Raw genomic sequence first — 26,515 nt, 5'->3', positions numbered from 1 at the left:
GATTAATGTTCTTTGAAAATGACGGAAATCTGGTCGTGCGCACCCGGCAGCTGCAATACCCGTTCGGGAATTTCCCAGATCAGTAGCCGTGGCGGATTCCGCCGATATGCATCACTGCTGAAATATGCCTGTGCCGCGCCGTCGAAATCACCGCCGTCTTTGGCAAAACGTCCGATACGTGCCTGCAGGCTTTGTTCGAGAAATCGACCAAAATTGGAAATGTTGGAAAAAGATGTACCGATCAGGGCGATATTGGGTGCCTGCGCATCGCCAAACAGATCTTCGTCGCTCAATTCCTTATTGCCGGTTGCCACCGCCTGGAAAATCGAGGATTGCACGACATCTGCCTGTAATGGACGTCGTGCCTGCCAGTGATCCAGGCCTGCCAGCCGGATCAGATCGCCGTGTTCTGCGACACGTTGCTGGGTTTGCCAACCCTGTGCCGGCACCGGTTGCACGCCCTGTGCAAGCACGGTAGCGGCTGTCGTTTGCGCAGCAGCCTTGGCAGCCACTTCGTTCCAGTGTGTGTCTGTGCGCAGGAACATTGGCTGGTTTGTGAGCTGCTGGGTTTTGTGTAACGTGGTCTGCAGATCAAGATGCGCAATGCCGCGTGCAAGCAGCAAGTCGTTCCATGTCTGCAGACGTCCTTCAAGGGCACTGGGACGTCCCAGGCCACACAATTGGTCGGCTTGGGCCCGGCTTTTGTCGGGAACCGTAACGACCAGCAGCGTAGTGCCGCGCGTCCCAAGGTAATCGCGTACCCGGGCCAGTACGTCAGCACGGACGGTCATGTCCAACGCGCCGTGCGGATGCACACGCAGTTCGTCGGCAATGAACAACCAGCCAGGGCATCCCTTGCGAACCAGAGGCCCCAGGTCGGCAAGCACTTCCCAACTCATCGCGCGTTGCAGGCGGGTTGCCTCGACAGGAACAGGTGCCCACAGCAATGCTTTTGAGATGTTCGAGGTTGTCTGCCCTGTCATGAAAGATGTCCAGGTCACGGTTTCTGGCAGCACATCTATCCGATGCTGCAGAATTGCCCGCGCGGTCGTAACCAGTCCAAGCAGCAAAAACAGCGCAAGGCCTGCTGCTGCCAGGTTGCGTGCCCATCGCGTGACGATGTGCTCTGGCGCAGAGCCATCGCGTGTCGACGCCTGGTCTGTAGGTGGCATCAGAACTGGAAGTAGAGGAAGGGCACGGCACCACGGCTTGCCATCAACCCGAAGGCGATCACAAACCCGGCGATCGGCCACACAGCGTCGATTGTGCGCAGGCTGCTCCACGACGAATCACGTACCCGAGTGTCGATCAGCGGATACAGCACCGACGCGATGCCCAGCGCGATGGCCAGGCCGTGCGTGGGACGCAGGCTGACTGCCATCGCATCGCCAAGCCAGAAACCGTTGAAGCCGAACTGACCTGCGTACATGGTCATGGCCGCATGGAAGTCGTGCGCGCGGAACAGGGTCCAGGCCAGCATCACGAACAACAGCGTGGCCACGTGTGCGGGAATGCGCGGCAGGGCGGGCAGGCCGCGATTGGTCCACAGGCGTTCGAACGCCAGTGCCAAGCCGTGCGCCATGCCCCACAGCAGGAAGTTCCAGTTATCGCCACCGTGCCACAGGCCGGCAATCGACATGGTCAGCAGCAGGTTCACATACGTGCGCACCGGACCGATGCGGCTGCCGCCCAGGGGGATGTACAGGTAGTCGCGAATCCAGCTGGACAAAGACAGGTGCCAGCGCCGCCAGAAGTCCTGGATGCTGCGCGCCAGGTAGGGTTGGCGGAAGTTCTCGGGGAAGTGGAAGCCCAGCATCAGGCCCAGGCCGATGGCCATGGCGCTGTAGCCGGCGAAGTCGAAGAACAGCTGCAAGGTGTAGCCCAGGCAGCCAAGCCAGGCATCCACGAAGGTGGGGGCGGGCAGGGCAAAGGCGACGTCAACCAACGGTGCCAGGGTGTCGGCGATCAGCACCTTCATGCTGATGCCGATCATGAAGCGGCGCGCGCCCAGCGAGAATTGCGCCAGGTTGACCGTGCGCGACGATAGTTCCTGGCAGACCCAGTCGTAGCGGATGATCGGCCCGGCGATCAGGTGCACGAACATGGCCTGGTAGGCACCGAAGTTGATGAAGCTGTGGTCGGCGGCCACCGTGCGTCGCTGCACGTCGATCAGGTAGGAGATCGATTGCAGCACGATGAACGACAGGCCGATCGGCAGGATCACGCGTTCCCATTCAATGGGTAGCGCACCTGCCATGACACGTATGTTGTTGGTGGTTTCGACCAGGATGTTGGCGTACTTGTACCAGCACAGAATCGACACGTTGATGACGATGAACACGGTCAGCGCCTGCAGGCGCGCCCGGTTGGTCTGGAACCGGTCGATCACCAGGCCACCGACCCAGCCCACCAACGTCAGCCCGACAAACAGGCTCAGCAGCAGCGGGCTCCACCACCCATAGAACGCCCAGCTGCAGAACAGCAGCACGGCGTTACGCCACCGGGCAGGAGAAAGCGCATAGACCAGCAAAAAAGCAGGCAGGAATAGCGTCAGGAACTCCAGCGATGCGAAGACCATAGGACGGGGCCAGTGACGAAGTTGGGGATCGAAGGGCTACACCTGTCGTACCGCCGTTGTGTCAGCAGCGGCCGCCAGGTGTGGTGTTCAGGTGCAAATGTCTGCGCAGCAGGAGGGCTGAGCAGGTCATCGATTCAGGCCGTGAAAGCCTGAATCGATGTTTTCAAGTAACGGGTTAATTCGGAATCAATTTGGCGTCAGTTCGCCAGCGCGTCGTTCGTGAAGAACACACGTGTGCCGTTGGCGCTGGGAACTGCGAACACGCTGTAGCGTTGGCCGGGTGCCAGCGAGCCGAGGGCCAGCGGTTCACCTTGTGGCTTGCCTGCGCACACCAGTTGTACCGACAGCGCCACCGGGTTGATGAAACGGCGCTTGGCTTCGTTGACCGGCACGTCACTGAACACGGCAACATCGCGGCCGGCCGGCTTCAGGCCGGCTTGCGGGCAGGCGCTGTCCAGGTTGTAGAAGGCCAGCGAGGCGCGCAGGGCGTTGAAGTCCTCGGGCAGCTCGCGGACGACCTTGGTGCTGAACTCGCCCTTGGCCGACACGAAGCCGAACACCGTGGCGAATTCACCCGGCTTGACTGTGACGTCGATCGGCGCGCGCTGCGTGCCACGCGTGAAGGTACCGACCAGCGCCTTGTTGGCGGCAACCGGCTGGAAATCCGATGCGGGCTTGGATGGGGGCAGGGCCAGCGTAGCCTTGCTGCCGGTGGCTTCCAGCGAGATTGGCGTGTCGCCGGTATTCACGAAGCGCACGAAAGACGAGTCTTCCGACGGGCCGGTGGGATACAGCGGGATGTCGGCTGCGTGAACGGCGGCAAACGGGGCGGCCAGCAGGGCGGCGGCAAGGGCTGCACGATGCAGACGAGAAAAAGTATGGATCATTTCCGGGCTCCGGGTGCGGCTGTAGTGGCAGCGGTGGCAGCAGGTTTTGCGCCAGTCTTGGCGACGGCTTTTGCCGCGTCCGACGCGGCAATTGCCTTGGCGATGGCTGCGCCCCAGGACTTGTAGCCGGCAACCGTGAAGTGTTGACCGTCGGTCGTTGTCCACTGGCCGGGTTTCGAGAAAGTGAGCGAATCGACGTAGTCGCAAGGCGCAACATTGGTCGCCAAAAAGCGCGACATCAATTGCACGCGTGCGTCGTTTTTCTTGTATTGACCGCCCGGGGTACCCCAGGGCGGGCCGACCCATACGCAGCGCGTGTTGGTCGCGGCAATCGCCTTGGTCAGGCTGGTGACGCTTTGCCAGGCCCAGGTCTTGGGGAAGGCTTCCTTGTCGTAGGAGGCCATGGTGTCACCAATGACGAGCACCACCAGGTCGGGCTTGTCGGTGGCAATCAGCTGGCTGATCGGCGTGGTGGTGGAGTCGCGACCACGCACCACGGCCTTGCCGGTACCGACCCGGTCGGCACCGCAATCGACGTTCTTTTTCACCAGCCAATCTTGTGCGCTGGCACCGCAGGCACCGATCGAATGCACGGCGGCACCTTGCTTGTTCAACTCATCATGCAGTGACTCGATCAGCGATCCACTGATGGTGAGGTGGCTTTCACCGAGCACAAGGATGCTCAGTCCAGCCAATACGGACAGCGACATGACTACTCCAGAAAACGAATGAAAGGCTGTGGAAATTCAGCCGGTTACGGCTTTTCGAGCGCCTTGGTGATGGCGTTCGCCCACTGCGAATAACCCGGTGCGGTGAAATGCTGGCCGTCGACCGTGGCCCATTCACCCTTCTTGGAGAAGCTCAGCGAATCGATGTACTTGCAGGGGGCGACATTGGCGCCGATGAAGCGCGAGGTCAGTTCGACGCGTGCAAAGGTCTTGCCGTACTTGCCGCCTTCGCTGCCCCAGGCCGGTCCGATCCAGGCGCACTTGGTGCCGCCGGCGCTGATGGCCTTGACCAGCCCCGTGGTCTGTTGCCAGGCCCAGGTCTTAGGGAAGCTTTCCTTGGTGTAGCCGGCCATGGTGTCACCCATGACGATCAGCACCAGGTCCGGTTTGTCGCTGGCCAGCAGCTGTGCAATGGGCTTGGTCATGGCACCCGAACCAGTGACCACGGTCTTGGCGCTGCCGATGCGTTCTGCGCCACCGCAGGTACCGGGCGTTGCCACCAGCCAGTCGCTGGGCGTCGAGCCGCAGACACCAACAGTGTGGACAGTCTTGGCACCTTGCTTGAGCAGATTGTCGTGCAAGGATCCGATCAGATAATTGGGGGTCGCCAGGTGACTGTCGCCAATGATCAGAATAGTCAGGCCTGCGAGAATGGACACCATATCTAACTCCGGTAATGCGTTGATGCGAGTGGTCTTCAACATCGGCACACAGTTGCTTGCGTGCACCGATGTTGATCTTGCTTAGTCGACCGTGCGTTGTCGGCCCTGCTTGTTCTACTGCGTTTACTGCGCCGCGTTTATTCCACGGTGTAGGGCGACGCGAGCGGCAGCATCGGCAGTGCCATCTGACCGTTCTGTTCTTCCATGGCATAGCGCAGGTACACGCCGCCACTGAACTGGCGATAGTCACGGGCGTTGTCTACGCCGATGTTGCCGCCCAGATACCATTTGCGACCGATCTGGTATTCGGCACCGGCGGCCAGGCCGTAACCGACGCCGGTCTTGCTCTGACCCGGGAACATGGCGGTTCCGCCATTGGCCGCTTCGGCGTTGGCCTGACGAACCGGGTCTGAGTAGTACGGCACGGCGTCTTGCCGGATGTTCTGTACGCCGATCGATCCCTTCACTAAGTAACTGAAACGGCCTTGGCGTTCCGCCCACGACATCGGAACGCTGAGCGCCACGAAACGTTGCGGGCTGAAGTAGCCGCCGCTGCCGTAGGTGTAGTTGCTCTGGTTCTTGTCGTAAGAGAAGCTCGTCAGGTTCAGGCCGGTGGTCAGCACGCGGTTTGGCTGGCGGATCAGGTGCATGTAGGCACCTGCCGTGCCTTCCAGGCTGCTGTTGGAATCGACGTTGTGGCCGTCCTGGCTATGCCAGCCGCCACGGGCGTAGAAACCGTTGTTGGCCCAGTGCAGACCGACGTTCGCAGTACCGCCGGTGCTGGTCACGCCACCCCAGGTGTCACCGGTGCGGCTGTCGCGTGCGCCGGCAAACGACAGCACGCTGTCGGTGACCGCACGACGGGACACTTCTGCGCCGTAGGTGAAGCGCGGTCCGCCGCTCGGATCGGCTTCGACCGCGCCGCTGAAGGCGGCACCGCCCACGATGTTCTGGTAACGGAAACCGATGGGCGTGGTGCCGACATCGAGCTTCACGCCGGGCATTTCGTAGCCGACGGCAACGCCCACGCCACTCTCGCGCTGTCTGCCGGCGCTGACTTGGCCAGGCAGGACGGCCGCGGCCGGGCCGGCACCGAAGCGGCTGCCGCTGGCAACGCTGCCATCGACGGTGCCTGCGTTCAGCGTGACGGGTGTCACTTGAATCGATGCGCGGTTTTCACCCAGCGGGAACTGCACCGTTACCGGCGTTTCCACGTCCAGGATGCGACCCATGCCGGCGTCGCCGTTGTGCTGACGAATGGTGGTGCCGACGGTGACCGTGGCGCTGCGTGCCTGCTGGATTTCAGCCAGTTCGGCTTCCATCGAGCGTGCGCCACTGACGGCATCGGCGCTGTCGTCGGTCAGACGGCCTTGCGCGTTGGCGCTGAAAGCACCCGGCATGGGCGCTGGCACGGGCGCGCTGGGGTAGATCGGATAAGAAATGTCGCCTGCGGCAGCCAACTGCACCGGACGCGGCGCGGCGGCGATCGGCTCGGGGCGGGCCGACCGTGGGGAGACAGGGGCCGCAGCAGGAATCGCGGGAGCCAGCGGCATCACCTGGGAGGGAGCAGCGCGGTTTGCTGTCCCGGTGTTCGACGACCCGTAGTTCGATGTCCCGGGCGGTTGCGTTCTGGGTGCGGGGGTAGCAGCGCTTGATGCGCCATAGCTCGACGGCGACGACGGCGCATTGCCGAACACCGGGCTGCTGGAATAGGCCGCGGGGGCGGCTTGTCCATACGATCCCGACGGTACAGGAACGATCACTGGCAACGATTGCGCTGCCGGTGCTGCGTACTGCTGCGCCGCAGGCGGATTGCTGCGGGTCTGTCCCGGCAGACGGGCGAAGGGATTCTGGTCTGCCGCCGCCTGGGGCGCAGCGCTGGGCGCGTTGGTGAAGCCGTTGCTGCTGGCCACCGGGCGTGCCTTGGTCTGGGCAGCGATCGCAAGCTTCAGATATTCGGCCGCCTTGCCTGACTTGCCCTGGCTGCGATATACCCGCGCTGCCGCACCCAGTACCTCGGGGTCTTGCGGCTTCAGGCTCAATGCCGTGTCCAAGGCGCTGTTGGCGTAGTCGTAGTCTTTTGCCTGAGTAGCGGTCTGGGCGGCAGCTACCAGCAGATCGGTGTTTTCCGGGTCGTTGCGCAGCAACTGCTTGTACAAGCCGGTTGCCTTGGCTCCGTCGTTGGCCGCGCCGTACATGCGGGCCAGCGCGCCGACCACCAAGGGGTCGTCGGGATACTGGTCCAGCATCGGTGCCAGCATGTCGTAGGCATCGGCCAGCTTGCCGCGCCCGCGCAGGGCTTCGGCTTGTCGCACGGTGTAGATCTTGCGCAGACCTTCGAAGTTGCGGCGTTCGGTTTCCGTCAGGTTGGCGGACTGCAATTGGCGCAACACACCAGCGGCTTCGGCATCTTGTTCGGTCTTCAGCAACACGCCTGCGTATTGCAACAGCAGGCTGTTGTCCGCGCTGGTCGAGCGTGCGGCGGCCTGGCGCAAGACGCTCAGTGCGCGGGTCGATTCACCGATATCTGCATAGGTGGATGACACCGTGCCCAGCAAATCCGGGTTCTGGCCGATTTCTGGTTCCAGGCGCGCCAGAATGGCAAGCGCTTCCGGCTTGTTGCCAAGGCGTGCCATCTGCACGGCCTGGGCGGCTTCGTTCTGCAGCCAGGCGCGCTTTTGCAGTTCCTGCACTTCGCGGGTGCGGTTCTGCGGCGAAATGCGTTCAAGCGCCGACAGCGCGGCAGGCCAGTCCTGCAGCTCAGACGACATCAGGGCGCTGGCCATCAAGGCACCCGGCATGTCGGGGTGGGTCAGCAGCAGGCCATCGACCACGCCGCGTGCCTGCAGGGAATTGCCAGACTTCAAGTACACCCGCGCCAGATCCAGTCGCAGCCACGGATCGTCGGGATTGAAGCGCAGGGCATCTTCCAGCAGGCGCTGCGCAGTGGCATCGTCGCCACGCGCGCTGGCTGTCTTGGCAGCACCACGGGCCTGCGCGGCACGCAGTTGGCCAACCGAGGCGATCTGCCCCTGGCGGTCCGCCGGCAGGCTGTCGATCAGGCGCAGTGCTTCGTCAGCGCGATTGTTCTGGGCCAGCACATTGACCAGGCCTTCGGTCGCCAGGGCATTGCCCGGATCGCGCGCCAGCAGGCGGCGATAGGTTTGTTCAGCTTCTGCAAGCTGGCCGCTTTCGGCCTGCACGCGGCCCAGTGCGGTCTCGGCGGTCAGGTCTTTGCTGTCAAGCTTGATGGCTTGATTGAGCAATTGCCGTGCATTGTCAAAATCGCCACGAGCACGTGCCTGTTCGGCACGGCCATTGAGCGACCAGTATTGCGCGGTGGCCAGCATGTTTTTCCAGCCCGTGCGATTGCCGGGTTGGCGACTGGCGCGGGTCAGCAGTTCTACAGCTTCGTCGGGCCGGTCCTGGCGCAGTCGCACCGAGCCCAGGCCACCCAGTGCATCGGCGTCGTTGGGCTGGACTTTCAGGCGGGCGACGAAATTGGCTTCGGCTTGCACCATGTCGCCGGCTTCCAATGCCTTGAAGCCATTGGCCAGACTGGCATCTTGCTTCCAGACCGGTGCCGGTGCTGCGCGTGATGCTTGCGCCGGGTCGCGCGTGCTGCGGTACTGGTCGCGGATTTCCGTGTCGTCCGGGTGGGCCTTCAAATAGGCTTCGAACAAGGGCTTTTCAGCCGGGCGCGGCACGCCGTACCAAGTCAGTGCCAGACGCCAGCTCTCAGTCGCATCACCACCGATGTCCGGGCGATTGGCCAGCAGCGACAGGCGACGAATGCCGTCAGCACGCGTGGTTTCGTTGCGGATCAGCAGTTTTGCCAGCACCAGGCCAATGGTCGGCTCGCCCGGCGATTCACGTTGGAGGCGCTCCAGGCCCTGGCGCGATTCTTCCCAGCCGCCGTCGGTGTAGCCCAGATAACCGTAGTATTCGAGCGCAATCTTGCCGTGCGGTTGCTGGTTGCCGAACACCGTGCGGTACTGCGCTACGGCCTTGTCCAGCTCACCAGACGTGGCCAGCAGGCGGGCTTTTTCCAGATCTTTGGGTTTTGTCCCGTCGCGCAAGCGGATTTCTTGGTCGAGCTGGGCGGCATATACCTCGGCCGAGCCGAGCTTCTGCAACTGCGTCAGGTAGTCGCGTGCCCGCGCAGCGCGCTTGGCATCGAGTTCGAGCAGGCCCATGTTGTACAGGCCTTCGGCGTTCGTCGGGTCGATCAGCAGCAGCCGGCCCCATGCTTCCTGAGCACGCGCGGCGTTGTTGCGGGCCTGCCAGTAACGGCCTTGCTCAAGCAGGGCCTGACCGGCCGTTGCATTGGCGGGGGCGGTCTGCGTGCCCGCAGCAGCGTTGGCAGCGGGTGCGGCAGCTTCGGACTGGGCGAAGGGATTCGCTGGTGCGGCCAGCCCCGGTTGCGCGGCCAGCACGGTCAGCAAACCGACCGCTAGCGAGTGGTGGCGCGGGGACATGTTTTCTCCCAGGAGAGTTGCACTTTTCCAGTGCTGAGGAATCGGTATCGGTCGTCGGCCCAGCCAAGGCTGAACATGCTCAGGACGACATCGTAATAGGGCGGCTGGCGACCGCGAACACGTTCCGGCAGCAGACTCTGTTGAAGCTGCGTATCGACGCGTCGTCGTTGTAAATCAGCCAACCAGGGTTGCCCCTTTGCCTGGAAATACGGAATCAATGCGGCCGAAAATCCAAACGGACCGCTGCCGGTGCTGGAACCTGTGGTGGTCTGGACACGTTCGGGCGGCGTGCCTGCGGCGGCGGTAGCCGTTGTCATGCCGTCGAGCGCCCGCAGCACGGGTGCCGCCAGCGGGTCTTCCGGAGGTGTCATGCCGGCCCACATATAACTGCGGATCGCATCATAGCTGCCCAGATCGCCCTTGACGGGATCGACCACGAATACGCCGCTGGTGGGCGAGGTGCCGCGATACGACACCCAGTCGGCCACAAAGCCCTTGGGGCTGACTGCCGGCATCATCGCGGCCGTGTTTTCGGCAATGCGCGACCACGGGCCATTGGGTGATGCCAGGGCCAGTCGGCGCAAGACCGGCACCGGCAGGTAGCTTGGGTTCAACTGCCACAGGTGGTCTGGCCGCGCGAAGTCATTCTTGCCGGGTAAAAGCATCGGACCCAGACCGGGCAGGTCTGCGATTTCTTCGTTTTCGATACGTTTGAGCAATTGCTGGGCATCGCGCGTGTAGTCGGCCCGTTGCCACAGTTCGCCTGCTTCCAACAGAACGTAGGCAAACCACAGGTCGGCATCAGACGCGGAATTCTTGTCCAGCACGCCCCAACTGCCATCTTTCTGGCGGCCCCAGTACCAGGCCGGCAACTGCTTGCTGATGTCGCCGCCCGCGAGGTTGGACACGCTCCAGCGCCAGAGCTTGTCGAACATGGCCTGATCACCCGCCACCAGCGCGAAGAACATGCCGTATGACTGGCCTTCCGACGAGCTGTGTTGCTGCGGGGTGCTGGCATCCAGCACCCGGCCATCGGGCTGGATGAAATGGGTGGTGAAGTCACGCCATATCGGCCACGCCGGCACCTTGCAGGTATTGGCTGCCGATGCCGCCACGGGCGCGGCCAGGGGAGCCGGCGTAGTGGCAACCTGCGCCGACGACAGGCCCGCCATCAACAGCGTCACGGCTGCCAGGGCGAACTTCGCCGGCAGGCCGCAGCGCGAACGCTGCGACACCAGTGCTGCGCGTGCAGTCAGCGTGGTCGTGATTGCCGTCATGCTGCGGGCCATGTCAGGCGTACTCAGCTACCCAGGCGCTGACGCGCCCGGGCACGCAGGGCCAGGTAGATCGGCACGCACAGCAGTGCAATGCCCAGAATGCCCAGCAATACGACCAGCCACGGGTGACGCGACATGTACCACTGCACCGTGCCAACCAGGCCCAGCGAGCCGACGGCATAGGTCTGGTCAGCGACCAGCGAATCGACCTGCTTGTCACGGATGACGGCCACGCTGCCCTGAATCGTCTGCGGATATTCCTCACCGCCGATCATGGCATTGACCGCTTCTTCCAGACCTTCCGGACGGCTGCTGGAAATTGCCACCACGCTGCGGCCTGCCTGCAAGGGTGACTCGAAGCCCACCAGCACGACGCTTGCGCCGTCGGTGGTGAAGGACACACTGTTGCGGGCCTGATCGACGGCAGCACGCGGATTCGGCATCAACCAGTTCCACGTACGGTAGATCAGGTCAGACAGCTCGAAGCGGCGACCGGGGCCGTCCAGGCTCATGGGCAGTTGCTTGGCCCATTGCTTGAGCAGCGGCTGATTGTCGCCAGAGGCGATCACCAGCAAGTCCTTGTCGGCCAGCGTCGGCGCCTGATCCGGGCGCGCCACGGTAACGGCAGTCGCCGGGTAGCCCGTGGATTCCGAGAAACGGCCAAGCACGCTCAGATAGGCGCTGAATTCAGCCGGGCCAGCGTTGTTCGGCAAGACAACGGCGGTCTGCGACAGATCGGCCATCTTGGTGAACGGGAAGCCGCTGTCGTTGAACACGCCCAGGTTCGGCATGGCGATGTAATGCGAGAACGACGAGATGTCGATGGTCGAGTCAGGCTCGATGGCACCGCGCACATTGTCGATGATCACGTCACGGCACTCGCCCTGCTTGATGTAGTCGTACTGATAACGCAGTTGCAGTTGCAGTTGCGAACGCGGGTTCATGATCTGCAGCGGGATCACCATCTGATCGGTGACGGGAATGCTGCTGTCGGACTTCAGGCGTTCCAGCAGTCCTTCCCCACCACCCAGACGGGCGACCGACGGCAGATGGATCGACTTGATGAACTGATCGTTCAGGCCCACCGTCAAGGACGAGTTGGTCGAGATCGGCTGCGGCGTGTAGCGATACTTCAGGTTCAGCGGCACACCCTTTTCGCGCCAGCCGAAAAGGTCAGGCGGCAGGCGCATGTCGATGGCGATCGGGCGCGGGCTGAAACCGGTGACGTTCAGGGTTTCGGGCGTGGCCAGTTCACCCAGCTTGACCGGACGGTCGCTGCGCAACCAGTTGGGGGCGTCGTAGGGAACGCGCTTTTCCAGTTCCAGCAATTGGGTGATGACGGCGCGCTGACCGGTCAGGGTCTTGTTGCCGGTGACGACGGCCAGGGCCGCCTGCTTCAATTCCTTGGCGTCCCGGCCGCCGACGATCAGCAGCTTGCCGAACTGGTCGTTGGGATTGGGAACGATGGTAACGGTCGGGCCATTGGGCGCGGGCACGTCGATGCCGGCAGATTGCAGCGCGCCGGTTGCGACGATCACGGCATTGCCCTTGGTCGGAATTTCACCGGTGGTGGATACCGGGAATTTCGCGCCGCGATACGTTGCCAGGCCACCGAACCACGAAGACAGGGCACCAGCAGCTTCCAGCGTGCCGTTGTCGGGCGCGCTGTTGAAGATGAAGGGCAGTCTCAACTGGCTGGCGTCACGACGGTCGAAGAAGGGCAGCGGCAGGATCGACAGATCGTTGACCAGCGCCAGCGGCGAAACCGTCACTTCCAGCACGCTGCGATTGCTGATGTTGGCCCACAGACTGGTATGAAGTGGGTCTTCACATTCCATCGTGTAGTGGCCGATCAACTGGATGTTCAGCGTGTTGAACTGGGTGATCAGCGGCGGTGGCAGGTCGACGGTGATTTCCTGATTGGTGCCGGCAGCCACCTTGGGCACCGGCACCGTGGCGGCCACTTCACCGTTGACCATCACATTGATGTGCGACAGGTCGGCCAGCAGGGCCGGCGAGTACGCGTATTTCAAGGTCAGCTTGGCGCTGGACACCACTTCGTCGGCACGGATGGCAAACGGCACGGCACTGCTGCCTTCGATGCCGCGCAACACCATCGGGATACGTGCACCCAGTTGCTTCAGCGTGACGGAATAACGACGTCCGCCTTCTGGCAGGTCGACGCGTGCGATCACCGGCGTAGCGGCAGCACCGACCGCAGGAATGGTCGCGGCAGTCGGTGCGACCGGTACCGGTGCAGCGGCAGGGGCGGGCACAGCAGCGCGTGGCGGGGCAGCCTGCGTGGCTTGCAGCGGCAGTGCACCGGCCAACATCACTGCCGACAAGGCCAAGGCCAGCGGACGTTTTGCGGAGCGCTCGCGGCGTCGGCTCGAAAGAAGCGTCGAAGTCATCAGGTTTCCGTTTTTGTTTTGAGAGAACGCGCAGCCCGACGCTCGCGCGTCGCCTGCCAGCCCAGCGTGACGAGTTGTTTGAATCCGTGAATGCCGATGCGCGTGACTTCCTTGAACGCCTGCAAGGGCGTATCGGGCGTACCTTGACCCCAGGCTTTGGCCCAGGTGTCGGCGCGAGCAAATGTCATTTCTGCCAGTTCGATCTGCTGGTGCATCGTCAGGGTCTCGAAGTTCAGACCCAGCACGTCGCGCCCGGCAAACATGACCTTGGCAGGGAAGACGCGTTCTTCCGTACCGCGATAGATCGACACATGCAGTCGTTCACCGGTGGCAATCGGCGGGAAGTCGGGCGGCAGGCGAATGCCCAGGCCGCTGGACGAATAGTCGGTGGTTTCGCACACCACGGTCTTGCCGTTGCGAAGGCGCAGCATGGCGGGCAAGGAGACTGCCACACGCGGTTGGGCACGGAACTGACGTTCTTCACGCGCCACCGCCACGCTGGCGCTGGTAATGATGATGTTGTAGAGCGTCCAGGCCAGGTTGATGGCCAGCGTGAAGACGCCGCCCGCATCGTGATCGCCCAGGATCAGCGCGCCGATACCGACGATCATGCCGATGATGTTCAGCCCCAGCAGCACCAGGTAGGGCCGTGCCATATCCCAGTCGAACCAGGCATCGCCGCTCATGCCGCCCTTGGCCGTGACGTTGAAGCCGCCCAGCTTGGGATTGACGATGGCGAGGAATGCCGGACGCATGATGTACCAGGCCAGCACCGACTCGTAGACCTCGTTCCAGAACGAATGCCGGAATCGCCCCTGCATGCGTGAGGTGGTCACGTTTGCATGAATGATGTGCGGGAAGGCGTAGATCGTGATCAGCAGCGCAGACGCCTGGAACACGTGGGCACCAAAGAACAGGAACGCCAGCGGTGCGGTCAGGAACACGATGCGCGGCAAGCCGTAGAAGAAGTGCAGCATCGCGTTCAGGTAGCACATGCGCTGGCCGATGTTCAGGCCCTTGCCGAACAACGGATTGTCCAGACGGAAAATCTGCGCCATGCCACGGGCCCAGCGAATACGCTGACCGATGTGACGCGACAGACTTTCGGTCGCCAGCCCGGCAGCCTGCGGCACGGCCAGGTAGGCTGTGTCGTAACCGGCGCGATTGAGCTTCAGCGCAGTGTGCGCATCTTCGGTCACGGTTTCGGTCGCCATGCCGCCGATTTCCATCAGCGGTTTGCGACGCAGCACGGCGCACGATCCGCAGAAGAACGCTGCGTTCCACAAATCGTTGCCGTCTTGCACCAGTCCGTAGAACAGCTCGCCTTCGTTCGGTACCGCACGGAAGGTGTTCAGGTTCTTCTCGAAGGGGTCGGGCGAGAAGAAAAAGTGAGGTGTCTGCAACATCGCAAGATTGGGGTCTTTCAGGAACCACCCCATCGAGATCTGCAGGAAAGAGCGCGTCGGAATGTGGTCGCAATCGAAGACCGCCACAAACTCGCCATCGGTCAGTGCCAGCGCGGCATTCAGGTTGCCGGCCTTGGCGGATTCGTTGCTGTCGCGCGCGATGTAACCCACGCCGATTTCCGTGCAGAAGGCCTGGAATTCCGGGCGACGACCGTCATCCAGCACGTAAATGCGGATGCGTTCGGGCGGCCAGTCCATCGACACAGCGGTCAGCACCGACAGCTTCACCACTTCAAGCGGCTCGTTGTAGGTCGGGATCAGGATGTCGATGGTGGGCCAGGTGTCCACGTCCAGCGGCATGGGCACCGGGTCGCGGCGCAGCGGCCAGATGGTCTGGACGTAGCCCAGCAGCAGCACGGTCAGCGCGTAGATTTCGGCCAGCAGCAGCCCGTAACCGAAGAAGATGTCGAGCCAGTTCTGGAAGTCCAGCGTGGACGTCACGCGCCAGTACATGTAGCGCAGCGACATGATGACCGAGATCAGCACCATCACGATGGTTGCCAGGCGTCCGCCGACGCGGCGCAGGAACAAGGCAAAGGCGAGCGCGATCAGCGAGAAACCGAGCTGGGCAACGGTATCCAGCGGTGCGCTGACGACCACGATCAGACAGATGACGGCGATGACGCTCAGTACCGTCGACGTCGCCTTGTGCTGCCAGAACGGATGTTTGGACCAGGATTCAACCCGGGCGTCGAGCGGCGACGGCGCTTCGCCGCGGTCGGAAAATGGCTGGGGTGTGCTCACGTGGCGGTCCGATTCAGAAGCATGGCGTTCACGATTTCAGGAGTCGCGTGAACAGCGACATCACCGGCGTGGTGGTTTCTTCGGGCGCGGCCAGGCGGTCGAACAGCGGCTTCAAGCCGGCATGTTTGACAGCAGCCTCGCCGTCGGCAGGCGCTGTTTGCGGCGCGGCAACCGGCACCGTCGGTGCGGGGGTACTTGGGGCGGCTTGCACGGCTTGAGCTGGGGTCGAGGGTATTGCGGGCATGGTCTTGCGGGGCAGGGCAGGGCGAGTTGCCAAGGGCGGGGTGGCAACGGGGGCGGGCGCGGCGATGGGGGCAAGGGGCACTGGTGCCGGTGCAACCGCGGCAGGGGTAAACAGGGACGCAGGCACAACCGGGGCAGGGCTTGCGAAGACGGGATTGCTTGCTGCCGGGGTGTGGATTGCAGGCGTGTCCGCTACAGGCGTTCTGGCAACAGCCGGGCGAAGCGTCAGCGGCTTGAGCGGTGAGCTTTTCACCGGCGTTTCCGCGATCGGTGCAGCCGTAACGGGAGCCGTGGGCGTGATGGCCGGGGTTGCGGCCGGGATCACCGCTGGGATCACAACAGGGATCACAACCGGCGTAACCACCGGACTGACAGCGGCAACCGGGGTTTCAGCCGGGGCCTCAACCGGTGCGGCCAATGCGAATGGGGGCAGTTCCGCATCAGCGGCAACAGCAGGCGGTGTTTCGATCAGCGGCGCGACAAACTGCGGTTTGAGCACGATTGGCTCATCAGCCATCGCTTCACCAGTCGCCAGCGTATCAGCCGCTGCTTCAACAGTCCCGACGTCGCCAGCGACCACGTCTTCAGCACGCTCAGGCTCTGCCGCCAGTTCATTCAGCGCCGCCTCACGACGCGCCGCCAGTGCGCGTTCCACCTGAGCAAAATGGCGCGCGCTGAAGGGGGCCGGAGCCATGAAGATGGTATTGGTACCGGGCACGGTGATCGGCTCGGGGGCGGCGGGCGGGGCGTCGATGTCGGTCAGCGCCAGAATTTCATCGTTGGTCAGCGTCACGCCGTCATCGCTTGCCAGCGCCAGGATCTCACCCGTCGTGGGCGGTGCTTCTGGAATCACCTCGGTAAGCACGGCAAATTCAGGTTCCGCGGCCACGGCTGGCACGGCTGGAACAACAGACACCACAGGCTCTGCAAGCGCTGCGTCCGGTTTGGTCGGCGCGGTTTCCAGCACCGTGCGACCGGTTTCCCGATCGATCACGGCAGGAATATCGCCTTGTTCCAGTTCGACGGCAGACAGCAGCGGCCAGCGCGCTTGCGAGGCGCGCGCGGCAGCGGCTCGCGTGAGCTCCTGGTAATTGGCCGAATTGCCGCTGAACTGGCGGAACAACTCGGGAATATCGCTTTCTGTCGTGGTCTTCATCGAAATCTCCTGGCCCAAGGTCCGGCAGATGTCACTTGCCGAAGCTGAATACGATGCCTGCCTGTGGCTCGGCCGGCGAAACCTGCCGAACGCGCAACACGTCGCTCGCCCCCAACTGAACAAACCATTGCTGATAAGCGCCTTCAAGGAAGGCCGGGGTCCAGTTCAGTGCCTCTGCGCCAAAAGCGGCCATCAGCGGGGAACAGTGGTGGACAAGCTGTAAGGAACCAGCTTCCTCGCCGAGTTCCACCCAACCCCAATTTAGTTTTTGCCAGACCGCACTCATGGCGGCTTCCATGGCCGGCACAGTATTGCTGTCGGGCAATTCGATCTCGGCGGCGAAGCGGCTGCCAATGCCGTGCATCACCAGGCGCAGTTCATCCGGGCCGAAATGGCTGGCGAGTTCTGCCGCAGTGGCGTTCAGAAAACCCTTCCATTGCTCTGGGCATTGGCGGGCAGCAAAATATTCAAGCGCAGCGTTCGTGTCGGCCACAATCGTCTCGTTCACAATTCATCAGGAATAGGTTCCGGTGCGGCGCAAGCGGCTGCGCACAGGAGCGAAGAGCCATGACTTCGCGTCCATGGCATGAAGCACTGGAGCAACGAAGGCGCGGCGGCAACTGGAGGATGCGTGGCCCTAGGCGGCGAAGCGCCTGGCCGACAAGGCGATGACCTGAAACCCCGGCATTGCGCAGGGGGGCGTTGGGCGGTCAAAGCCGAACAAAACGGAAATCGAAGCATTCATGACAGGAGGTTCCCGTCTGGCAAGGCGGAGCCACGTGGTTCAGCCACGTGTTCTTGGAGCATGACCTTGCGTCTGAAGCGGTACCCATTGTCTGGTTACGGGTACTTCCCGATGGTAAACGACAAGGGGTGCCAGGGGCAACAATCTGTTTCATGGGTCTAAATATCTGCATCGACTGGTATGCCGATTGCTACAACCATCAATGTCCAGGCTTATGACGGGAGACAACATGTATAACGAACCCTTGCCCGATGCGACCTTGAAGAACCTTGAGCAGACAGTGCTGCGGGGTGGAGAAGCCGCTATCGCCGCCATCGAAACGCTGGACGCGGAACTAGCCGGGGCCGATCCGGATTACGCCGTCCGCCTGCGCGAGATCATCGCCCTGCATCCCGAACCAGAACTTCAGGTACTTGGGTCACGTCCTGACCTGACTTTATAAGCCTTTGCGGTTTTCTGCTTCCGCTGATCCGTTTCCTCAGGAGCGTCCATGCGCTATCGCACTTTGGCCGCCGCCGGCCTGATCTGTCTGGGTGTGTTGTCTGCGCCCGTATCGGCACAAGCGCCTGCAGGCAAGACGGTTGCCTCGGCACCTGCTGGCAAGCAGCTTGGCACGTCCGACAAGAATTTTCTGGATGAAAGCCTGGCCTCCGGCTTGGCGGCTGTCGAAGCCAGCAAGCTGATTCTGACCAAGACCGCGAATCCCAAGATCAAGACGTTCGCAGAGCGGATGATCAAGGATCAGGGCGCGTTGAATGACGAGATCGGCGCCCTGGCAACGCTCAAGGGTAGTACGCCGGTCACGGAACCCAGCGTGTTGCAACGCACGCAGTTGAAAGCGCTGGGTGCCTTGGAGGGTGAGGAGGCGGACAAGATGTATGTCCAGCAGATCGGTGTGATTTCCCAACAGAACAATCTGTTGAGCTTCCAGAACACCAGTGCAAAAGCGGACGACCCGGAAATCAAAGCCTTTGCCAAAAGCAGGGTGTCGGGCTTTCAGGATCGGCTGAATATGGCCCGTGCTTTGGGTAAGTCAGACCACGGGATGTAATCGCGTCGGGTGCGCTTCATGATTAGCGCGTTGATTGCCGAAGGGGCTGCCATGCCGCCCCTTTCCCGTACTACATCAGCACGATGTCGTACTGTTCCTGCGAATAGATCGTCTCGACTTGCAGGGTCACCGGTTTGCCGATGAAGTCCCCCAGCATTGCCAGGTTCTGGCTTTCTTCTTCCAGGAACAGATCCACCACCGACTGCGACGCCAGCACGCGGAATTCCTTCGGGTTGAACTGGCGGGCTTCGCGCAGCACTTCCCGCAAAATCTCGTAGCAGACGGTGCGTGCCGTGCGGATATTGCCCCGGCCCTGGCAGGTGGGGCAGGACTCACACAGCAAGTGCGACAAGGACTCGCGAGTGCGCTTGCGTGTCATCTCCACCAGGCCAAGCTGGGTGAACCCGTTGACCGTCATGCGGGTGCGGTCGCGGGTCAGTGCCCGGCGCAATTCTGCCAATACCGCATCGCGGTGCTCGACATTGTCCATGTCGATGAAATCGAGAATGACAATGCCGCCCAGATTGCGCAGGCGCAGTTGACGCGCAATGGCTTGCCCGGCTTCCAGATTGGTCTTGAAAATGGTGTCGTCGAAATTGCGGCCGCCAACGAACCCGCCCGTATTCACATCGATCGTGGTCAGCGCTTCGGTCTGGTCCACGATGATGTAGCCGCCGGATTTCAGCTCCACCCGGCGCGACAGTGCGCGGCTGATCTCTTCATCGACGTTGTACAACTCGAACAGCGGGCGTTCACCGGTGTAATGCACCAGGCGTTCGGTAACCGACGGCGTGTATTCACGCGCCCAGGCCGTCAACATGGCGAAGTTCTCGCGCGAATCCACGTGAATCGACGTGGTCTCGGCGCTGACCAAGTCGCGCAATACGCGCTGCGCCAAGGTGATGTCGGTGTGCAGCGGGTGCGGTGCCCCTTTCACGCGTGCCTGCTTCTGCATGCTTGCCCACAGCTTGCGCAGGTAGGCCACGTCGGCAGCAAGCTCGTCGTCGGTGGCTTCTTCGGCCTGGGTACGGACGATGAAGCCGCCTTTCTCGTCCTCCGGCATCATCTTCTGCAAGCGTTCGCGCAACTGCGTGCGTTCGGCTTCCGATTCGATGCGCTGCGAAATCCCGATGTGCGGGTCATGCGGCAAGTACACCAGCATGCGGCCGGCCACGCTGATCTGCGTGGACAGGCGCGCACCCTTGGTGCCGATCGGGTCCTTGATGACTTGCACCATCAATGTCTGCCCTTCGAACAGCAGCTTTTCAATCGGCGTGATTGCGTGGTTGGTGCTGCGTTCCTGGCGGTTCTCGCGGATGTCGGCAATGTGCAGGAACGCGGCACGTTCCAGGCCAATGTCGATGAACGCGCTTTGCATGCCGGGCAGCACACGAACCACCTTGCCCAGATACACGTTGCCAACAAACCCTTTCTGGGCGCTGCGCTCGATGTGCAGTTCCTGCACTGCGCCTTGCAGCACCACAGCCACCCGGGTCTCGTAGGGGGTGATATTGATCAGAATGTCTTCAGTCATGGCGGCACGCATCATGAGGATTTTCGGTTGTCCAGCTTGGCCAGGAGGCGCGCGGTCTCGAACAGCGGCAATCCCATTACGCCGGTGAAGCTGCCCGCTATGCGCGACACAAAACGGCCAGCGCCGCCTTGAATGCCATAGGCACCTGCTTTGTCATAAGGTTCACCGCTGTCGCAGTAGGCGGCGATCTGCGCATCGGAAAGCACATCGAACACGACTTCGGTGATCGATACGTCTTCGTGCAGCTGTTCGCCGTCCACCAAGGCAAGCGCGGTATGGACTTCGTGGGTAGCACCCGACAGACGCCGCAAGATGCCGATCGCGTCGTCGCGATCACGCGGCTTGCCCAGCACCTCGCCGGCCAGAATGACCGTGGTGTCTGCAGCCAGCACCGGGCGCGGCGGTAGCTGTCGTTCAGCGAGCGCACGCGCGCCTTGCCATGCCTTGTCGCGGGCAGTGCGACGCACATAGTCGGCGGCGGCTTCGCCAGGAAGTTGGGGCTCGTCGTCCACGCCTGGTGCGGCAGGCGCAAACAGCAACACGTCGTGGGCCACGCCCAGCTGGGTGAGCAGTTCGCGGCGGCGCGGGCTTCTTGAGGCGAGATAGATGACGGTCATGAATTCAGGGAAGGGGGATGCCCAAGGAAGTGAGACCCAAGGCGGGAGTCACCCCGTTTGAGGTGACATCCATGTGTCACCCCTGAATCATGCCTGACTCGTCAGACGCGGTGGTAGGGGTGATTGCTCAGGATCGACCAGGCTCGATAGAGCTGCTCTGCCAGCAATACGCGGACCATGGCATGCGGCAAGGTCAGGCTGGACAGCCGCAGCAGGCCTGCGCAGCGTGCCTTCAGATCGGGGTCCAATCCGTCAGGACCGCCAATCAGCAAGGCCACGTCGCGCCCGTTCTCGCGCCACTGTTCCAATTGCTCGGACAGCGCAACGGTGGTCAGGTCGCGCCCGCGTTCATCGAGCGCGAGCCAATGCCCACCGGGCGGCAGCGCCGCTTCGATCCGGCGCGCTTCCAGCGCCATCATCTGCGCGGGAGTCTTGCCGGTGGTACGCGGCTCGGGCTTGATTTCGCGCAGCTCGATCGGGCAGTCGAGCGGCATGCGCTTGGCGTAGTCGGCGAAGGCTTCGTCCACCCAGAAGGGCATCTTCGTGCCGACCGCCACAATGACAAGTTTCATGACGACGGGCGAAAACTCAGTCGTCGATCGGGTCCAGCGGGCCAAGGTGCGGGCCGCTGGGCTTGCTCTCGGCGTTGAGCTTCATGCGCACCGGCTTGCCACCCCAGACTTCTTCCAGGTTGTAGTACTGGCGGATGGCCGGTTGCATCAGGTGGACCACGATGTCACCCAGGTCGACCAGCACCCATTCGCCGGTCTCTTCGCCTTCGGTGGCGATGACTTCGCCGCCAGCCTTCTTGGCGCGTTCACGCACTTCAGAGGCCAGTGCACGGGTTTGACGGTTCGAGGTACCGGTGGCGATCACCACACGGTCGAACAGGCCGGTCAGGTGGGTCGTGCTGTACACACGGATGTCCTGGCCTTTCACGTCTTCAAGCGCGTCGACAACAACGCGCTGCAGTTTCTTGATATCCATTCAGGTAGTGCCATAGAGGCGATGCGAACGGATGTAGTCCAGCACCGCAGGAGAGATAAGGTCGTCGACGGGCTCGCCTTGGGCGAGTCTGCGACGGATGGTCGATGCCGACACCGTCATCGCGGGCATGGGCAGGTCTTGCAGCGCGCGACCGTGGCGAGCCAGCCATGTGGCCAGTGCCTCGGGGACGTCCGGCTGGTCGCCGGCGCGCGCCGCGACAGCAAGGTCAACGTTCGTGATGACGTCTTCCCACCGGTGCCACGTGCAGAAATTGGCAACCTGATCGGCCCCAAGAATAAGCACGTAGCATGTGTCGGGGCGCTTCAGCGCCTCGACGGTATCGATCGTATAACTGGGGCCGCCGCGGGCCAATTCAATCTGGTTGACCACCAGCCCGGAGTGTCCGGCAATGGCCAATTCGAGCATTGCGGCCCGATGCTGGGGTGCGGCACCCAGCGGCGGACGCTGCCACGGTTCTGCGGCGGGCACTAAATGTACGGCATCCAGCTGCAAATGTCGCAGTGCAGTTTCAGCCAGCGTGACATGGGCAAGATGAACGGGGTCGAAACTGCCGCCCAACAAACCGATTCGGCGTGTTGCCTGCAGACCCGTCACACCCACTCCCGAGGCACGATGGCCTCGTACAGACGCGCTTCAGGCGAACCCGCTTCCGGGTGCCAGTCGTAACGCCAGGCGGCCATGGGCGGCATCGACAACAGAATCGATTCCGTGCGCCCGCCCGACTGTAGCCCGAACAGGGTGCCGCGGTCGAATACCAGATTGAATTCGACGTAGCGTCCGCGCCGATATGCCTGGAAATCACGCTCGCGTTCGCCGTAGGCGATATCGCGTCGCGCGCCGACGATCGGCAGGTAGGCGTCCAGGAAATGGTCGCCTACCGAGCGGGTCATGGCGAATGCCTGTTCGAAATCAGGCTGGCTTACGTCGTCAAAGAAAATGCCACCGACGCCACGCGCTTCCTTGCGGTGCTTCAGGTAGAAATACTCGTCGCACCACTGCTTGAAGCGGGGGTGCAAGTCGTCGCCAAAGGGGGCCAGGGCGTCGCGGCAGGTGCGGTGGAAGTGCACCGCATCTTCATCGAACGGGTAGTAGGGTGTCAGGTCCATGCCGCCACCGAACCAGAACACGTCGGCGTCGCCGGGCACGACGGCTTTGGCGACAAAACAACGAACGTTCATGTGCACGGTGGGCACATAAGGGTTGCGCGGGTGCAACACCAGCGACACGCCCATGGCTTCCCATGGACGTCCGGCCAGTTCCGGCCGGTGTGCGCTGGCCGACGGCGGCAAGGTCTTGCCGAACACGTGGCTGAACAACACGCCGCCGCGTTCGAAGAAATTGCCGCCCTCGATCATGCGCGAGATCCCGCCACCGCCTTCCGGTCGGGTCCAGGTGTCGTTGCGGAAGGGCTGGCCTTCGACGGTTTCCAGTCCCGCAACGATGCGGGCCTGCAAGCCGGTGAAGTATTCGTAGGTACGGCGGGTGTCTATCTGCATTCAGGCCTCAGGTGCGACGCGACAAGGCGCGCCAGCCGATATCGTCGCGGTACTGCATGCCGTCGAAGTTGATGCCACGCAGTACGTCATACGCGCGTTGCTGCGCAATCCGCACCGAGTCGCCCAGGGCGGTGACGCACAGCACACGGCCGCCGTTGGTCAACACCTTGCCGTCTTGTTCGACGGTGCCTGCGTGGAACACCATGCAGTCATCGGCATCGGCCGGCAGACCGGAGATCGCATCACCCTTGCGCGGGGTCTCGGGATAGTTGTGCGCAGCCATCACCACGCCCAGCGCGGTACGACGATCCCATTCGATCTCGGCGTGGTCGAGCGTGCCGGCCACACCGTGTTCGAACACGGGCACCAGATCGCTTTTCACACGCATCATGATCGGCTGGGTTTCCGGGTCACCCATGCGACAGTTGAACTCGACAACCCGTGCCTTGCCTTCGGGGCTGATCATCAGGCCGGCATACAGGAAGCCCGTGAACGGAATGCCGTCACGTGCCATGCCCTGGATGGTCGGGTGGATGATTTCGCGCATCACGCGGGCGTGCACGGTGGGGGTCACGACCGGGGCGGGCGAGTACGCACCCATGCCGCCGGTGTTCGGGCCCTTGTCGTCATTCTTCAAGCGCTTGTGATCCTGGCTGCTGGCCAGCGGCAACACATTGCGGCCATCGCACAGCACGATGAAGCTGGCTTCTTCGCCTTCCATGAACTCTTCGATCACCACGCGGGCACCAGCGGCACCCAGGCGATTGCCCGACAGCATGTCGTCAACGGCGGCGTGTGCTTCTTCCAGGGTCATGGCAACCACGACACCCTTGCCGGCAGCCAGACCATCGGCCTTGATCACGATCGGTGCGCCTTGCGCATCAATGTAGGCGTGTGCCGGTTCGGTTTCCGTGAAGGTCTGATAGGCAGCGGTGGGGATGCCGTGGCGGATCAGGAAGGCCTTGGCGAAGTCCTTCGAGCTTTCCAGCTGGGCGGCAGCCTTGGTCGGGCCGAAAATCTTCAGGCCACGAGCGCGGAAGATATCGACCACACCAGCGGCCAACGGTGCCTCGGGGCCGACGACGGTCAGGCCCACGCCTTCTTTGACAACGAAGTCGGCCAGGGCTTCCGGGTCCTCGATCGGCACGTTCTTCAGGTCGGCCGAGCGCGCGGTTCCACCGTTGCCGGGGGCCACGAAGACTTGTTGAACACGGGGCGACTGCGAAATGCGCCACGCCAAAGCGTGTTCGCGTCCGCCCGAGCCGATTACCAGGATTTTCATCATTGTTCGTCCAGTACTACGGTGGTGAAGACTTCCTGGACGTCGTCGAGCGACTCCAGCGCATCCAGCAATTTTTGCATGCGCACGGCGTCGTCGCCGGCAAGCTCAGTTTCGTTCAGGGCTTTCATGACAATGCCATCGACGTCTGCTTTCAGACCAGCTGCGTCAAATGCCTTCTTGACGGCGGCGTAGTCGTTCGGCGCGGTAATGACTTCGATCAGGCCTTCGTCATCGGTCAGCACGTCTTCGGCACCGGCTTCCAGCGCGATTTCCATCACGCGGTCTTCGGGCGTGCCGGGCGCAAACAGGAATTGGCCGCAATGCTGGAACATGAAGGCCACCGAGCCTTCCTGGCCGAGATTGCCGCCGTTTTTCGCAAATGCGTGTCGCACTTCAGCCACAGTGCGGGTGCGATTGTCGGTCATCGTGTCGACAATCACGGCCGCGCCGCCAATGCCATAACCTTCGTAGCGGATCTCTTCGTAGTTTTCGCCATCGACGCCGCCGGCGCCGCGCTGGATCGCTCGCTGGATATTGTCCTTGGGCATGTTGGCGTCGGTGGCCTTGTCCCAGGCCAGCCGCAGACGCGGGTTGACGTCGGGATCGGCCCCGCCAGCGCGCGCGGCGACGGTAACTTCACGAATGATCTTGGTCCACAGCTTGCCGCGCTTGGCATCCTGACGGCCTTTGCGGTGCTGAATATTGGCCCATTTACTGTGTCCGGCCATGGGGTTCGCTTGAATTCGGTAAAAGGAACCCAGCATTTTACTAGACCGGACGCCTGCGGGTCTAAACTGTCGGTCTAATTCAGATCCCCCGCAATGAATCGCTTGCATTCCCGGTCGCCGGTTACCTGGCTGGTGATCCTCTCGCTGTTCAATCACGTCGGTTACACAGGCACGCGCTTCGTTGCGCTGCTGTCAGTTCTTGCCCTCAGTGACTCTCCCTTCATCGCTGGCGCGTTGCTGGCGACTTTGTCGCTCGTCCCGATGTTGACGTCCTTGCCCCTGGGGCGCTGGATCGATCGCCATCACAAGGCCGGGCCGATGCGCCTGGGGGCGGCCATGACGGCAGCCGGGTGTTTCCTGCCGATCGTGTTCCAGGATGTGGTCGGTCTGTTTGTTTCGGTGGCGCTGGTCGGCACCGGCTACAACATCCACCAGATATCGCTGCAAAGCACCATGGGGCGCGCAGCCAGCGATCTCGTGCATCGCACGCGCCTGTTCACCTGGCTGTCGCTGTGCGTATCGACCTCGATGGTGGTGTCGCCGCTGATCGCAGGCTTTGGCATCGAACACGGCGGCTATCGCGTGGCGCAGGCCATTGTGCTGCTGGGGCCGTTGGCTACGCTTGGCCTGCTGTGGCATCGCCGCAAGCAGCTTGCACTGGAACCCGCATTGGCTGCCAGCCCACGGCCGGCTCCGGCCAAACCTGCCCCGGTGACACTGGTGACGCCCGCGGGCACCAGCTGGTTTGGCCGCTGGACAAGCCGGCGACAGGCGCGTCGTGCCCATCGCGCCCCGTCCTCCATCGGACTGCTGCGCGAGCCGCCGGTGCGCCAGGTGCTGCTGGCGTCTGTGGCCGTGTCGCTGGCTTTCGACATGCACACCTTTGCCGTGCCCTTGCTGGGCCACACCATGGCGCTCAGCCCGGCGGAAATCGGCACCATCATCGCGTTCTTCTCGGCCGGCACCTTTGCGGTGCGGGTGGCGATGCAATGGCTGGTGCGCCGGGTGCGCGGCTGGACCATCGTGCACGGCGCGATGCTGACCTGTGCCGCCGGCTACTACCTGTATCCCCTGGCCCCTGACACGGCGGTGATGTGCGCGTTGTCGTTCGTGATCGGCATGGCGCTGGGCAGTTGCCAGCCAAATGTCCTGGCCTTGCTGCACGAGGTCGTGCCGCATCACCGCAGCGGTGAAGCGATTGCGCTGCGCGTGATGTTCTCGTATGTGTCGGGCTTCATGCTGCCCCTGGTGTTCGGGGCACTGGCCGTGCACCTGGGTGTGGCACCGCTGTTCGTGGCGATTGCCACCAACCTGGTGGTGGCGTGGTGGTTCAGCCGCCGCCCTGTTCAACATAAGTCTTCAGGCGACGCGTCGCACGATTGAGCGTCACGCCGTAGTTGTATGCCAGGTCGGCAAATACCTGG

22 protein-coding genes are annotated in these 26,515 nt (G+C 62.7%); 3 read left to right on the top strand and 19 right to left on the bottom strand.

Annotated elements, in window-relative coordinates; genetic code table 11:
* Positions 1-2 precede the first annotated feature (2 nt).
* From FXN63_RS17355 to bcsD, 11 genes are all read right to left on the bottom strand, one after another.
* Positions 3-983: an alginate O-acetyltransferase AlgX-related protein gene (locus tag FXN63_RS17355; RefSeq protein WP_187394931.1), complete on the bottom strand. Its 981-nt coding sequence runs from the start codon at positions 981-983 to the stop codon at positions 3-5.
* Positions 984-1,171: 188 nt separating this feature from the next.
* Positions 1,172-2,578, bottom strand: coding sequence for an MBOAT family O-acyltransferase (locus FXN63_RS17350; RefSeq protein ID WP_148816457.1), 1,407 nt, complete (start codon positions 2,576-2,578; stop codon positions 1,172-1,174).
* Between the two features lie 197 nt (positions 2,579-2,775).
* The gene (locus FXN63_RS17345; protein ID WP_148816456.1) at positions 2,776-3,465 is read right to left on the bottom strand and encodes an alginate O-acetyltransferase AlgF; all 690 of its coding nucleotides are present in this window, start codon (positions 3,463-3,465) and stop codon (positions 2,776-2,778) included.
* Positions 3,462-4,175 (bottom strand): SGNH/GDSL hydrolase family protein, encoded by a 714-nt coding sequence (locus FXN63_RS17340; RefSeq protein ID WP_148816455.1) that lies wholly within the window; start codon positions 4,173-4,175, stop codon positions 3,462-3,464. Before FXN63_RS17340 ends, FXN63_RS17345 begins: the two co-directional genes overlap by 4 nt.
* Positions 4,176-4,219: 44 nt before the next feature.
* The gene (locus FXN63_RS17335; protein ID WP_148816454.1) at positions 4,220-4,855 is read right to left on the bottom strand and encodes an SGNH/GDSL hydrolase family protein; all 636 of its coding nucleotides are present in this window, start codon (positions 4,853-4,855) and stop codon (positions 4,220-4,222) included.
* Between the two features lie 137 nt (positions 4,856-4,992).
* Positions 4,993-9,333, bottom strand: a complete 4,341-nt coding sequence (locus tag FXN63_RS17330) for a cellulose biosynthesis protein BcsC (protein ID WP_148816453.1) — start codon at positions 9,331-9,333, stop codon at positions 4,993-4,995.
* Positions 9,309-10,610 carry a cellulose synthase complex periplasmic endoglucanase BcsZ gene (gene bcsZ, locus FXN63_RS17325; protein ID WP_246164868.1) on the bottom strand — a complete coding sequence of 434 codons (1,302 nt, stop codon included), beginning with the start codon at positions 10,608-10,610 and terminating at the stop codon, positions 9,309-9,311. Before bcsZ ends, FXN63_RS17330 begins: the two co-directional genes overlap by 25 nt.
* A 23-nt stretch (positions 10,611-10,633) precedes the next feature.
* Positions 10,634-13,021, bottom strand: a complete 2,388-nt coding sequence (gene bcsB, locus FXN63_RS17320) for a cellulose biosynthesis cyclic di-GMP-binding regulatory protein BcsB (protein ID WP_222863933.1) — start codon at positions 13,019-13,021, stop codon at positions 10,634-10,636.
* Positions 13,021-15,231: a UDP-forming cellulose synthase catalytic subunit gene (gene bcsA / locus FXN63_RS17315; RefSeq protein ID WP_148816452.1), complete on the bottom strand. Its 2,211-nt coding sequence runs from the start codon at positions 15,229-15,231 to the stop codon at positions 13,021-13,023. The genes bcsB and bcsA overlap by 1 nt, the downstream gene beginning before the upstream one ends.
* Positions 15,232-15,259: 28 nt before the next feature.
* A complete protein-coding gene (bcsP, locus tag FXN63_RS17310; protein ID WP_148816451.1) occupies positions 15,260-16,630 on the bottom strand; it encodes a cellulose biosynthesis protein BcsP in 1,371 nt (456 codons plus the stop codon).
* Positions 16,631-16,661: 31 nt separating this feature from the next.
* Complete coding sequence (gene bcsD / locus FXN63_RS17305) at positions 16,662-17,123, bottom strand: cellulose biosynthesis protein BcsD (protein ID WP_148816450.1); 462 nt, start codon at positions 17,121-17,123, stop codon at positions 16,662-16,664.
* Between the two features lie 481 nt (positions 17,124-17,604).
* Here bcsD and FXN63_RS17300 point away from each other — a divergent pair, with 481 nt between their 5' ends.
* Positions 17,605-17,817, top strand: a complete 213-nt coding sequence (locus FXN63_RS17300; RefSeq protein ID WP_148816449.1) for a hypothetical protein — start codon at positions 17,605-17,607, stop codon at positions 17,815-17,817.
* Positions 17,818-17,865: 48 nt separating this feature from the next.
* Positions 17,866-18,426 carry a DUF4142 domain-containing protein gene (locus FXN63_RS17295; RefSeq protein ID WP_148816448.1) on the top strand — a complete coding sequence of 187 codons (561 nt, stop codon included), beginning with the start codon at positions 17,866-17,868 and terminating at the stop codon, positions 18,424-18,426.
* A 70-nt stretch (positions 18,427-18,496) separates the two neighbouring features.
* Here the strand turns inward: FXN63_RS17295 and rng are convergent, their stop codons facing one another.
* The 8 genes from rng to FXN63_RS17255 all read right to left on the bottom strand — a co-directional run bounded on the left by rng (position 18,497) and on the right by FXN63_RS17255 (position 25,091).
* The gene (gene rng / locus FXN63_RS17290) at positions 18,497-19,960 is read right to left on the bottom strand and encodes a ribonuclease G (RefSeq protein ID WP_148819479.1); all 1,464 of its coding nucleotides are present in this window, start codon (positions 19,958-19,960) and stop codon (positions 18,497-18,499) included.
* Positions 19,961-19,971: 11 nt separating this feature from the next.
* Positions 19,972-20,577, bottom strand: a complete 606-nt coding sequence (locus tag FXN63_RS17285; RefSeq protein WP_148816447.1) for a Maf family protein — start codon at positions 20,575-20,577, stop codon at positions 19,972-19,974.
* Positions 20,578-20,678: 101 nt separating this feature from the next.
* Positions 20,679-21,149, bottom strand: a complete 471-nt coding sequence (gene rlmH / locus FXN63_RS17280; RefSeq protein WP_148816446.1) for a 23S rRNA (pseudouridine(1915)-N(3))-methyltransferase RlmH — start codon at positions 21,147-21,149, stop codon at positions 20,679-20,681.
* A gap of 16 nt (positions 21,150-21,165) precedes the next feature.
* The gene (gene rsfS / locus FXN63_RS17275; RefSeq protein ID WP_148816445.1) at positions 21,166-21,564 is read right to left on the bottom strand and encodes a ribosome silencing factor; all 399 of its coding nucleotides are present in this window, start codon (positions 21,562-21,564) and stop codon (positions 21,166-21,168) included.
* On the bottom strand, positions 21,565-22,179 hold the full coding sequence (gene nadD / locus FXN63_RS17270) for a nicotinate (nicotinamide) nucleotide adenylyltransferase (protein ID WP_246164867.1): 615 nt from the start codon (positions 22,177-22,179) through the stop codon (positions 21,565-21,567).
* Complete coding sequence (gene hemF / locus FXN63_RS17265; RefSeq protein WP_148816444.1) at positions 22,176-23,081, bottom strand: oxygen-dependent coproporphyrinogen oxidase; 906 nt, start codon at positions 23,079-23,081, stop codon at positions 22,176-22,178. The genes nadD and hemF overlap by 4 nt, the downstream gene beginning before the upstream one ends.
* 7 nt (positions 23,082-23,088) lie before the next feature.
* Complete coding sequence (gene purD, locus FXN63_RS17260; protein WP_148819475.1) at positions 23,089-24,363, bottom strand: phosphoribosylamine--glycine ligase; 1,275 nt, start codon at positions 24,361-24,363, stop codon at positions 23,089-23,091.
* Positions 24,363-25,091, bottom strand: a complete 729-nt coding sequence (locus FXN63_RS17255) for a YebC/PmpR family DNA-binding transcriptional regulator (protein ID WP_148816443.1) — start codon at positions 25,089-25,091, stop codon at positions 24,363-24,365. The genes purD and FXN63_RS17255 overlap by 1 nt, the downstream gene beginning before the upstream one ends.
* Positions 25,092-25,184: 93 nt before the next feature.
* Between FXN63_RS17255 and FXN63_RS17250 the strand changes: the two genes are divergently transcribed.
* Complete coding sequence (locus tag FXN63_RS17250; protein ID WP_148816442.1) at positions 25,185-26,474, top strand: MFS transporter; 1,290 nt, start codon at positions 25,185-25,187, stop codon at positions 26,472-26,474.
* Positions 26,475-26,515: the final 41 nt, after the last annotated feature.

It is taken from the genome of Pigmentiphaga aceris, from assembly GCF_008119665.1.
Lineage (GTDB): Bacteria > Pseudomonadota > Gammaproteobacteria > Burkholderiales > Burkholderiaceae_B > Pigmentiphaga > Pigmentiphaga aceris.
Note: the sequence above shows the minus strand (reverse complement) of the source record. Positions and strands in the feature narration are given on the sequence as shown.